Source organism: Alcanivorax sp., assembly GCF_051117345.1.
Taxonomy (GTDB): Bacteria; Pseudomonadota; Gammaproteobacteria; order Pseudomonadales; family Alcanivoracaceae; genus Alcanivorax.
This window is the reverse complement of record NZ_JBNPEC010000112.1, coordinates 1-12,148: the sequence shown is the minus strand read 5'-3', so window position 1 is coordinate 12,148 and position 12,148 is coordinate 1. Positions and strand designations below refer to the sequence as shown.

Sequence of the window (12,148 nt, the reverse complement as noted above, 5' to 3'; positions counted from 1 at the left end):
GCCTACATGAAGGACGCCGCCTCCCCCATTTTCGGGGACCGGGGCAATACCAAAGCGGCCTGATTAGCCGCGTACTTTGGGACTGGAGAGCAGAAGCTATGATCTATCAAGGCAACGCCGTAAGCGTACAACTGCTTGACGACGGCATCGCCGAACTGAAGTTTGACCTTCAGGGCGAGTCCGTTAACAAGTTCAATCAGGAAACCGTGGAAGATCTCGGTAAGGCCGTCGATGCCATTAAAGGCAACAGCGACATCAAGGGCCTGGTCGTGACCTCCGGCAAGTCGGTTTTCATCGTTGGCGCCGACATCACCGAATTCACAGACATGTTCAAACTGCCGGAAGACGAAATCGCCGGCTGGTGTCTGAAATCCAACCAGGTCTTCAACGCCTTCGAAGATCTGGATATCCCCAAAGTGGTTGCCGTTAACGGCATCGCCCTGGGTGGCGGCCTGGAAATGTGCCTGGCTGCAGACTTCCGTGTACTGAGCGAAAAAGCCCAGGTGGGACTGCCGGAAGTGAAGCTGGGCCTGTACCCGGGCTTCGGCGGCACCGTGCGTCTGCCCCGTGTGATCGGTGTGGACAACGCCGTTGAGTGGATCGCCGCTGGCGGCCAGCACAAGGCTGACAAGGCCCTGAAAGTGGGTGTTGCCGATGCCGTGGTCGCCCACGACAAGGTCAACGACGCTGCCATCGACCTGGTCAAGCAGTGCCTGGCCGGCAAAATCGACTTCCGCGCCAAGCGTCAGGAAAAGCTCGAGCCCCTGAAACTGCCGCCCATGGAAAACATGATGGCCTTCCAGACCTGCATGGCCATGGTCCAGGGTCAGGCTGGCAAGAACTACCCCGCTCCCGTGGCTGCGGTAAAAACCATGCAGGCCCACGCCGGCATGAACCGCGACCAGGCGCTGGAAGTGGAAGCCAAAGGCTTCGCCAAAGTCGCCAAGACCCCGCAAGCCACCGCCATGGTCGGCCTGTTCCTGGCAGACCAGCAGGTGAAGAAGGTCAACGGCAAAACCGCCAAGGCCTCCAAAGGCTTTGAGCAGGCCGCCGTACTGGGCGCCGGCATCATGGGTGGCGGTATCGCCTTCCAGTCCGCCCTGAAAGGCACCCCCATCATCATGAAGGACATCGCCGACAAGGCGCTGGACCTGGGCATGAACGAAGCCTCCAAGCTGCTCGCCAAGCGCGTCAGCAAAGGCAAACTGGATGCGGCCGGCATGGGCAAAGTACTGTCCAACATCCGCCCCACCCTGAACTATGGCGACTTCGGTAACGCCGGCGTGATCGTGGAAGCGGGGGTCGAGAACCAGAAGATCAAGCAGTCCGTTCTGGCCGAGACCGAAGAGAAAGTGGAAGACGGCACCATCCTGGCGTCCAACACCTCCACCATCTCCATCACCAAACTGGCCGAAGCCCTGAAGAAGCCGGAAAACTTTGCCGGCATGCACTTCTTCAACCCGGTACACATGATGCCGCTGGTGGAAGTGATCCGTGGCGAGAAGACCTCCGACGAAACCGTCGGCACCCTGGTGGCTTACGCCCAGAAAATGGGCAAAACCCCCATCGTGGTCAACGACTGCCCCGGCTTCCTGGTTAACCGCGTACTGTTCCCCTACTTCGGCGGCTTCGGCATGCTGATGCGCGACGGTGCCGATTTCCAGGCGGTGGATAAAGTCATGCAGAAGTTCGGCTGGCCCATGGGCCCCGCCTACCTGATGGACGTGGTCGGCATCGACACCGGTGTTCACGCCGCCCAGGTAATGGCAGACGGCTTCCCCGAGCGTATGCAGTACGACTTCAAAGACGTCTCCACCGTGATGTTCGAAAACGAGCGTTATGGCCAGAAGAACGGCGTTGGTTTCTACAAGTACGAGCTCGACAAGAAAGGCAAGACTCAGAAAGTGGTCGACGAAAAGACCTACGAACTGATCAAGCCCCACGTCGCCGACACCAAGGAATTCGATGCGGAAGAAATCATCGCCCGCATGATGATCCCCATGTGCACCGAAACCGTTCGCTGCCTGGAAGACAACATCGTAGGGTCCGCTGCCGAGGCCGACATGGCCATGATCTACGGCATCGGCTTCCCTCCCTTCCGTGGTGGTCCGCTGCGCTACATCGACAGCCTCGGCGTGAAAGAATTCGTCGCGCTGTGTGACAAGTACGCGCACCTGGGTGGCATCTACGAAGCACCGCAGATGCTCAAAGACATGGCCGCCAAAGGCGAGTCTTTCTTCGCCTAAGCCACGGACTGAAAGGAGTTAGAGAAATGAGTTTGAATCCTAATGACGTAGTCATCGTCGATGCGGTCCGTACCCCCATGGGCAAGAGCCGTAATGGCCAGTTCCGTCACGTGCGTGCCGAAAAACTATCTGCCCTGCTGGTGGAAGCGCTCATGGAGCGTAACCCCAACTGGGATATCCAGCAGACCGAAGATGTGATCTGGGGCTGTGTAAACCAGACCAAAGAACAGGGCATGAACATCGCCCGTAACATCTCCATGCTGGCCGGCCTGCCGCGCACCAGCGCTGCCCAGACCGTGAACCGTCTGTGTGGTTCTTCCATGCAGGCCCTGCACTCCGCCGCCCAGTCCATCCAGACCGGCAACGGCGACGTGTTCGTCATCGGTGGTGTGGAGCACATGGGTCACGTGGCCATGGATCACGGTGTGGACATCAACCCGGAGATCTCCAAGGTCACCGCCAAGGCGTCCAACATGATGGGCCTGACCGCGGAAATGCTGGGCAAGATGCACGGCATCACCCGTGACCAGCAGGACGAGTTCGGCGTGCGTTCCCATCGTCTGGCCTGGGAAGCCACCCAGGAAGATCGCTGGAAGAACGAGATCGTTCCCATCGAAGGTCACGACCAGGAAGGCAACAAGGTCCTGTGTGAAATCGATGAAGTGATCCGCCCCGGTGCCACCCTCGAAGACATGCAGAAACTGCGTCCGGTATTCGATCCGGCCAACGGTACCGTCACTGCCGGCACCTCCTCTGCCCTGTCTGACGGTGCCTCCGCCATGCTGGTCATGAGCGCCGCCAAGGCCGAAGAAATGGGCCTCAAGCCCCGCGCCAAGATCGTCTCCATGGCCGTTGCCGGCTGCGACGCCGCCATCATGGGTTACGGTCCCGTACCGGCCACCCAGAAGGCCCTGGCCCGCGCTGGTCTGACCATCGACGACATCGACTACGTGGAGCTGAACGAAGCGTTCGCCGCCCAGTCCCTGCCCGTCATGAAGGACCTGAAGCTGCTGGATGTAGCCGACCAGAAAGTGAACCTGAACGGCGGCGCCATCGCCCTGGGTCACCCGCTGGGCTGCTCCGGTGCGCGTATCACCGGCACCCTGCTGAACGTACTGGAATGGAAAGGCGGCAAGCTCGGCCTGGCCACCATGTGTATCGGCCTGGGTCAGGGTATTGCGACCGTGATTGAGCGGGTGTGATACACGCCTGACGCCCGAAGCCTGACGCTGGACGCGATTCGGTGATCAGGCTCGGATGCTAATTTCCGGCCCCGCCTCACAAGGGCGGGATGGGAAACAAAAAACCCCGGCTACCCGCCGGGGTTTTTCTTTGTCTGCCGGAAAAGCAGAAAAGCAGAAAGGGAATTCACTACTGAACCTGCACGGCTCAACAAAGCCTTTTAGCAAAAGTGTCAGCCATTCGCTCGGCCAGCATGCATGATCACCCTGTTGAATCATTCATAGCCCTCAGCCCCCTTGTAAGTCATATCGCACATTCGCTGTAATCTTTTGACTCGTAACATCCATTCCTGAACCTGTTTCCTACAGCCGTCCCTCCACTTCCTTGAAAGCCCCGGCATGGCTCTGGTAAAGGTGTTTGCGATCAGCAGTGGGAAGGAATCCACCCTGTGCAACGACGCCACCAGCAAAGCGGAGACGTTTTGCGGAGGTATGGCGCAATCTTTCACCCGTCGGTTTCCTCGCCCTTAGCAAGGCACGTGCATGCCACCAATTGATTCAAAAGAAGGAAAACAACGCAAAGGAGTGCCCCATGCCAGTAGCAGCCACCCTGCGGATAAAACCCGCCGATAACGAGAGCGTCCGAGGCGCCAGCGCCCTGCAGGTGCGCGTCATTTATCCACTACCCGCTGAGGAAGGAGAAACACCAGCATCAGCGTCATCAGTGATTCATCTGGATGATTCCGGCCATGGCAAAGCCACCCTGGATTCAGTGGATCATACGAAAAGTGCAGAAGCCATTATCGAGAATCTGCAAGGCCAGGAACTTCACCGAATCGAAGAGATAACGCTTGCAGATGCCCACGACCGCATGCCGGTCATTGTGGAAATCGACGCCTCTCTCCTTAAAAAACTCAGCAAGAAAACCCCACCACCCCAGCAGCCCTATCTTCGCCGTTCCGGGTACTTCGACAGCCTGGCAGACCAACCCATCGACTTCCGGAAATGGACCCTGAGCGTTGATGTCATCAACGATGACAACAAGAAGGCGGCCTTGCTCAAACTGCTTGGCAAGCCTGAAAACAGCCCCTTGGCCAATGGCGCTGCGATTGTGCCCAAGGACACCGAAACACTTGAGAGCCTTGGTGCGCTGGATCTGAGCGGGGCAGAACTGAAGTTCGATGGTGCCTTTTCTATTCAGCGCCCCATTAACAGTGATGTCATGTGCTGGGCCTGGGTATTGAAAGGGCCCAGGCTCATCATCGGTGTGCGCACTGACCCACCCTATGAACAACAACGGGAGGACTTGCGGATTTTCCTGCCGTTTGAGGAATCCGAAGCCGGACAAACGGATGAAGAATGCGAGGCGTGCTCCCCCAAGGACACCCCTCTGGATGTGGAGGAACAGAACCTGATCAACAACCCGGAGCAATTCGGTGACGATCCCGGGTCCTACTGCCGACCATTCAGTAATCCGGCCAGGATCCTGGGTGAAAGACGTTTTCATACCATTTTCCGGGTTGAGCAGCCCGAGATTGAATCCACCAGTTCGATTCAGCCCGACTACAAGGCCCTGATGCAGAAAAGCACTGTCATGCTGGATCTGGACACGATTGATAGTGATGAAAGCAGCGGCAGTGCAGAGACGCGGGTTCGAAGTACATCGGCCAGCGCCATCGGCGGCCAGAATCTTTCGTTAATCAACGGCATCGCCAATGGCGCCCGCTTCCTCAACGATGCCATCAGGAAAAAGCTTCCCCCCATTTCAGCCATCGACTATCTGCCGCTTCCCAGGATTCCCTGGCGGAATCGCCGGGAACCGGTAGGACCAAACAACCCCATTGACTGGGATGGCAACCCGTCACAGTACCAATCTCTCTCGGTTGCCGGGGGGCATATCTTCGAGTGGCGGGTTCAGTGGCGTTCCAACGGCTACTCGCTGGGGAATGTGGCCCACACGTTAACACTGGCGCCACGACAAACGCGCCGTATCGTCAAGCTGGACTGGCAGCGGCGTGAAACAAGCACCCGTACAGAAAGAACCACCTTCGCCGAGGAAGTCTCCCAGGCAACTAACCGGGAGAGAGATTACAGCAATGCGGTGCGCTCCAACCTGAATGAGTGGAGCCAGGGCGGCAGCTCATCCAAGACCACCAGTGCCGCCGGCGGCCTGGGCTTTGCCATGAAAGGCTTTGTCATCGGTGGCGGTGCGGCGCATGGCAGCGCCTCCTCCAATGCCTGGCAGGAAGGCGAAAGATCGGTCTCTGCCACCGAAGAACAACATCTGCGAGATGCCATACGACAATATGGCGACTCCCTTCGACAGTTTGAGAGTACCGTCGTCAACGAAATTGACCAGTCAGAGCAAGTGGAAGGGGTCTCTGAAGTTGTGAGAAACCCCAATTACTGCCACTCCCTCACTGTGATCTACCATGAAATCCTGCGGCATATCCGGGTAGATACCGTGCTTGCCGGGGTACGAGAATGCCTGTTCGTTCCTTTCTCTGTCAGGCCGTTCACCCTCGCCAGGCTCGCACGCTGGAAGAACACCCTGGAGACATCACTCGCCATTCCAGAACTACGTTGGGCCCTGAAGTATCTTGATGACCTTCTGGATAACTGGGAAAACTCCCCATTGCCAGAAGGTGAGCGCAGGGAACAACCGCTGGAGTATCTGTCCGGTTCGCTCTATATCAAACTCGGCATTGAAAGGCCCAAGGACGAATATGGTGCTGATGAACTGGATGAGGACATGCGCGATGAAGGCATGACCGGCGAAAGAATCACCTACCGGCTATGGGATCAGTGGGCGCCCCTGCTGCCATTTTCCGTCGGCAAGGTGGTATCCATGTTCAGGGAATTTACGCCGTCCCAGCGGGATGCATATTTCCAGAAGTCCATTGCCCCGGCCATGGCACGTCGCTGGATCGACACCCTGAAACTGACAGACAAGGACGGTACAGAACTGGAAGGCGCCGACTTCACCCTCGCCGGCGACTACGACTTCAACGGCGTGGTCAGAGTTGATTTCCAAGTGCCCGTCCGGGAGATCGATAAATCCGCAGACGCCCCGACCCAACAGGAAGACCTGACAAGAAAGGATATCGAACAGCTTTCCGTAAAAGCCGTCACCGGGCTTCCGGTGGGTTCATTTGCCAATGTCACTCACGGAACAATCGACTTCAGAACCATTCACTATGGCCGCAAGGTTCGCAGTCCCCGTTACCAACGGGACCTGATCAGCGCGCCCATGGTAACGCCTGATGGTCTGGTCACCGTGGTCGACCCCGAAAAAGCCGTTCTCGACTTTCCTTCCAGTGCCTGGGAAAAGGCAGACATGCGGGACGAGGCCTCAATGGCGCTCAATCGCATTGTCGATCACATCAACGAGAACCTGCACCACTATCACAAACTGATCTGGTGGACGATGGACCGGGATGAGCTGTTCATGATGCTGGACGGCTTTGCCCTGTCGGACAGTGACCGCCGCTCCATTGCCTCAGTGGTTGAACGCGATCCCATTGCGATTGCTGGTAACTCGCTGGTCTTCCGGGTCTCTTCCGGCGCCTTCCTGGGCATCAATGGCTATGAGTCACCCACACAGGCCATGGACCGCTACACCAACAAGGTGGGGCCGAGCATGCCCATGCGGGTCAGCCTTCCCACCGGTGGCCTCTATGCGCAGGCCATCATGGACGAGTGCAATGCCTGTGAGGAGCACGAAGGGTCCACGGACTGGGTGCTCAACGACAAGGACCCGGCGCTGGCCGAGTTCCCCGCCGGCTGGATGGATTCCCGCCGGGCAGAACCACAGGGCACCACACCCAGCAACATGCCCGATTCCATCATCAACCTGCAAAACGCTCCTGCAGCTCCCAATCCCCAGGGCTTCGCAGACATGCTCGGTGTACTGGGTAGCAGCAACGCCTTTGATGATAAATCCGGGCTGGCCGGCACCCAGAAAAATGCGCTCTCAGCACTGAATGCAGCCGGCCAACTGGCCAGCAAATTCGGCGGCTATGCGCTGACATCACATCTGGCGGAACTGGAAGCCGATAAAAACGCCGGCAAGAACTTCGACAAGAAGCGAGCAGCCCTTGAGCGGGCCATGAAAGCCCGCGTGCTGTCCCAGGAAGCCGGCGAAAAAGCCATGGAAGAGGCCGCCAAGGAGATCAACCAGAAGAGTGATCGCGGCGTATCCGGCAAGGGCATGGAGTTGCTGGAGAAACACGCCAAAGGCCGCGATTTCAGCATTAAGCAGGAAACCCCCTGGGAAACCCTGGAAGCCTCCGTCCGCGAGGAAGCTGAAGCCGACGGCTATAGCGGATCCCTGAAAGGGAAAAAGCTTTATGCGCAACTGTATCAGGTAGACGGGGACGGCAACCTGCACCCTGTGGCCAGTGATGCGGTTCCGGCAGACTACTGCGCGAAATATGAGCCGGACAATGAAGGCTCCCTGATCGCCGGCGCCCGGGAAATAGAAATTCCCGGCCTCACGATGAAAAACTGGACCGCCTCAGGAGTCGAGAAATTCACCCACAGTTCGGTCACCTGCAGAGATCATGCTGACGTCACACAAGCCGTCATCCATGAAACCCTGACCGATGACTGGTCCGAAGATCGCCAACACAACTTCAACAATAACAGAGGCCTTTCCACCCATCTGGCCATTCTCCCCGATGGCACGGTCTACCAGCATATGGACCTGGTCCAACGAGCGACCCATGCAGGCCCACTCAATGCACATTCCATTGGTATTGATATGGTCAAGCGCCACCAGGCAGAGGGTGACGACGGGCTCAATGTTATCTGGGCCGAAGATAACGCCAACTACAACCTGCCAACCCCGGCCCAGTGCAAGGCGGCCTATACCCTGCTTCACTGGCTCTTCAACAATTACAACACCCACGGCCTGGCCATCCCCGATGACTGGCCAGGCATTCGCGACAGCCACTATTTCTTCTATTACCTGGAAGAATACAAAAACGGCACCACCACCGATGAACCCGGCATTTATGCCCATGGCCACATCGGCGGCGACGGCAGTCATGTGGATGGCCACTTCACCACCCTGTACCTCTGGCTTCGCCTGAAAGCAAACGGCGGTAGCGGGATGAACCATGAGGACGCTTGGGCAGAAGCCCAGACGATCAGTACCTCAGCGAACTACAACAACGACCTGAGCCAGCCCGCGTCCGATCTGTCAGCGAATGAGTAACACCGCCTTGAGGGCGCCAGCGGCGCCCTCTCTGCCTGAACATTCACCGGAGAAGATAAAACCTGAACGGCGGCGCCATCGGCCAGGGTCAGGGTATTGCGACCGTGATCGAGCAGGTGCAATTATACTCCCGCCTCTCTGGAGGGTCCCCTCTCCCTTGAGGGAACGTAGCGGAGCGGAGTAACGCACGCAGTGCGGCCCGTAGGGTGAGCGGAGCGAATAAGGGACAGGGAGAGGGAGAGGGTGAGGCTCGGGTAGAAATCCGACACCTCAACCCTCCCCCCGTCTCGCTCATCATTCAAGATACCCACTGACAAAAACGGGACATCCGCGCCCCGTGCCAATTTCTGGCCCCGCCTCACAAGGGCGGGATGGGAAACAAAAAACCCCGGCTTATCCGCCGGGGTTTTTCTTTGCCGGAGCGTTATAAAGTGTCGACTGGACCACGGCGGCCAAGCACCCGCATGATCTTCACGGTGCTGCTATCTAAACGTAGTAGATGCTGTCCATCTCCGAACATGCTACGCCCAGCTCCGTAACCCTTGCTGACCATACTCCAGAATACGGACCTTACGAACAGCAGAGATCCGCCATCAACGATCAGATCCACAGGAGAACTGCAACGTTGTGGGTGTTCTGTTGTTCGGTGTTCGTGGTTGCTGTTCTCTCTTCATGCAGCGTAATGTGGTCAAACCGCATCGAGTCAGTGAGCCCAACTCGAGGGAAAGTCACCTTCGACTAGCAGCGAGGTCGCTCTGGAATGGATTCGTACAGTTCCCGGTTGGAATCACTGGATGTACTCAGAAATACCGCAGGAAAAGTGCGCACTGTGGGCTTCGAGCTTGAGTTCTCCGGTATTGCATTCCGCGATACTGCCCGCGTGGTGTGCGATACGCTCGGCGGAAAGGTGAAAGACGAAACCGCCGCGGAAGTGTGTGTGCAAACCGATCACGGTGATTTCAATATCGAGATCGACTGGGCTTTTCTCAAGACCATGGCGGCCAACGCGGGCGAGACGGTGGAGGAACTGCTGCATCCGCTGTCAAAGGCGGCAGAGCTGCTGGTACCCGTCGAAGTGGTATGCCCGCCACTGCCCATCACATCACTGCATATACTTGACGATCTGGTCGAGGCGCTGCGCAAGGCCGGCGCCACCGGGACCGAAGAATCATTGATTGCGGCCTACGGCGTGCATATCAATACGGAAATTCCGGCACTGGATGCGCCCACCATTCACCGTTACTTGCGCGCGTTCGTGCTGCTCCAGTGGTGGCAGGTCGAGGCCAACGATGTCGATATGGCACGACGAATCAGCCCTTACATCGACCTGTTCGACGAGTCCTATATCAAGGTGCTGCTGAGGCGAGAGGCGCCGGATATCAATACCTTGATCGACGATTATCTTGAGCATAACCCCAGCCGCAACCGCGCGCTGGACATGCTGCCCCTGTTTGCCGAAATCGATGCTGACCGTGTTCGCGCCACTGTCGATGACGCGAAAATCAAATCACGGCCGACCTTTCATTACCGATTGCCCAATTGCCAGATTGACGACCCGCAATGGAGCCTCGCCTCCTCCTGGATACGCTGGTGTCGGGTCGAGCAACTCGCCAACGACGACGCCTCGCTCCAGCAGCTGGGCGACGAATTCCTGGCGGCGGACAGGCCGCTGATTGGTGTGGATCGTGGCGCTTGGGTGAAAAGGATATCTCGATGGCTGGACGACCACACATAGGCGTTACCGGCAACCACCGTCGCTGGGCGCCGGCCTGGTGGTGCACGGCGCTGGCATTACGCCTGTGCGGTGCTGTTCCCCAACGCATTTCGGTTGATCATCCGTGGCAGGGGGCGCCGCCGGATGCACTGGTGATCGGTGGCGGTAACGACATCAGCCCGGAGCATTATGGCGGTGAAGTCGATGCCAGGGTCAAACTCGATCCGGAGCGAGACACACTGGAAATCGAATGGATTCGGCACGCGCTGAAACATGATATCCCCATGGTTGGCATATGCCGCGGGGCGCAACTGATCAACACCGTCCTCGGCGGCACCCTTCACAATGACATCCGCTCTATTCGCCGCCTGACCTACAACCGCCCCGGGCTGCTGCCCACCAAACAGGTCTGGCTCGAACCCGATTCCAGACTCGCCCGCATCACCGGCAAAACCAAACTCCGCGTTAACAGCCTGCACCATCAGGCAGTAAAGCGCCCGGCCGAGCCCCTGCGCCGCACCGGCTGGGATCTGGACAAGATCACCCAGGCCATTGAGCCCACCGACAGTATTCCCGTCCTCGGCGTCCAGTGGCACCCGGAATACATGATCTACCTGCGGTCACAATTCAGGATCTTCCATTGGCTGGTGGACAAGGCACGCAATCGATTGCCCCAGCCTTGATAGGGAAAGACAGGGTGAACAATGGGGGATTACACCCGCGCTCGTAGAGGATTGACGCACGAGGCCGCTCCCCAAGACAGACATCGCTCAGGCGCGAGAAGGAAAAACCACCACATCATCGCCCTCCTGCCATACCGGCAGCTTGGTCATGGTTTGGAGAAAGAGTGGGTGCTCCAACCAGTGCTGTAACCACCGCTGCAGATTCGGGTAAGGCAGGCGGCTAAACACATCGCGATCGACATGGGCGAATTGGCGGACAAACGGCATAACACCAATATCCGCGATGGTCGGATCATCGCCGAGCAGGTATGGGCTTCTCTCCAGCAACGCTTCCAGGACCTGAAGAAAGGCCTCTCCTCGTTGCCGGTACTCTGTCTGAGTCATCTCAACATGGCGGTCCGCGTATTTATAGCGGTCCAGCCAATACTTGAACTCGTTATCGTTTTGCTCAATCAGCGCATTCGCCTGATCCAGGATCGTTGCGTCTAACAGCCCTTGTGGATCCTGCTGCTCAAGCGCCCACACCATGATGTCCCGGCTTTCTTCAATTACAGCATCATCGGCAAGCTGCAAAACCGGCACGGTGCCTTTAGGGCTTATCGCCAGCATTTGCGTAGGCTTGTTCTTCAGGGTCACTTCCCGCAACTCAACCTGTAAACCCGCAAACAAAATGCCCAACCGGGCGCGCATGGCATAGGGGCAGCGACGAAAGGAATACAGACAATCAAATGAGGCTGTCATAGCGATACTTCACAACTGAACCAGGGGTGTATTTGCGCAACGAGGAACCGATATGTCTGCCCACCGCCAAATATGGTTGTCGATGAACGCAGCCCATAAGGGGCGTGCAGGGTAAGGATACTATTGAAGCGGCGCCCCGTCCCGGGACGCTCGATTAATCGCAATGTTTGGAGGGCTCTCTTCTTTGGCCAGGAGGTTCGGGGAGAACCCCGTATCGTTGATGAACAGGGGGATACGGTTGCCAATGGCTGAAGGCTGGGTGCCCTGTTCTTTCGAACTTACTTCTGGGCGCTGGATGCCTTGCAGGTGGAAATGCCGAGCGGCAGATAGGCCGGACACCAGCGGGTGGTGCCGGTGAACAGCGG

Annotated in this window: 7 protein-coding genes; 5 read left to right on the top strand and 2 right to left on the bottom strand. The window is 57.9% G+C overall.

The features are described from left to right. The first annotated feature begins 98 nt into the window (after positions 1-98). The 5 genes from fadB to ACFE0K_RS07215 all read left to right on the top strand — a co-directional run bounded on the left by fadB (position 99) and on the right by ACFE0K_RS07215 (position 11,042). Positions 99-2,246, top strand: a complete 2,148-nt coding sequence (gene fadB, locus ACFE0K_RS07235) for a fatty acid oxidation complex subunit alpha FadB (protein WP_434535421.1) — start codon at positions 99-101, stop codon at positions 2,244-2,246. A gap of 26 nt (positions 2,247-2,272) precedes the next feature. Then, the gene (gene fadA / locus ACFE0K_RS07230; protein WP_434535420.1) at positions 2,273-3,448 is read left to right on the top strand and encodes an acetyl-CoA C-acyltransferase FadA; all 1,176 of its coding nucleotides are present in this window, start codon (positions 2,273-2,275) and stop codon (positions 3,446-3,448) included. 571 nt (positions 3,449-4,019) lie between these two features. Then, positions 4,020-8,645 carry an N-acetylmuramoyl-L-alanine amidase gene (locus ACFE0K_RS07225; protein WP_434535419.1) on the top strand — a complete coding sequence of 1,542 codons (4,626 nt, stop codon included), beginning with the start codon at positions 4,020-4,022 and terminating at the stop codon, positions 8,643-8,645. Between the two features lie 781 nt (positions 8,646-9,426). Next, entirely contained in the window at positions 9,427-10,380 is a 954-nt protein-coding gene (locus ACFE0K_RS07220) for an amidoligase family protein (RefSeq protein ID WP_434535418.1), read from the top strand. After that, positions 10,359-11,042 carry a gamma-glutamyl-gamma-aminobutyrate hydrolase family protein gene (locus tag ACFE0K_RS07215; RefSeq protein WP_434535417.1) on the top strand — a complete coding sequence of 228 codons (684 nt, stop codon included), beginning with the start codon at positions 10,359-10,361 and terminating at the stop codon, positions 11,040-11,042. The genes ACFE0K_RS07220 and ACFE0K_RS07215 overlap by 22 nt, the downstream gene beginning before the upstream one ends. Positions 11,043-11,129: 87 nt before the next feature. Here ACFE0K_RS07215 and ACFE0K_RS07210 read toward each other — a convergent pair whose 3' ends face one another. Continuing rightward, positions 11,130-11,783, bottom strand: a complete 654-nt coding sequence (locus ACFE0K_RS07210) for a glutathione S-transferase (RefSeq protein ID WP_434535416.1) — start codon at positions 11,781-11,783, stop codon at positions 11,130-11,132. Between the two features lie 278 nt (positions 11,784-12,061). After that, positions 12,062-12,145 (bottom strand): YgaP family membrane protein, encoded by an 84-nt coding sequence (locus tag ACFE0K_RS07205; RefSeq protein ID WP_434535422.1) that lies wholly within the window; start codon positions 12,143-12,145, stop codon positions 12,062-12,064. Between the last annotated feature and the right edge of the window lie 3 nt (positions 12,146-12,148).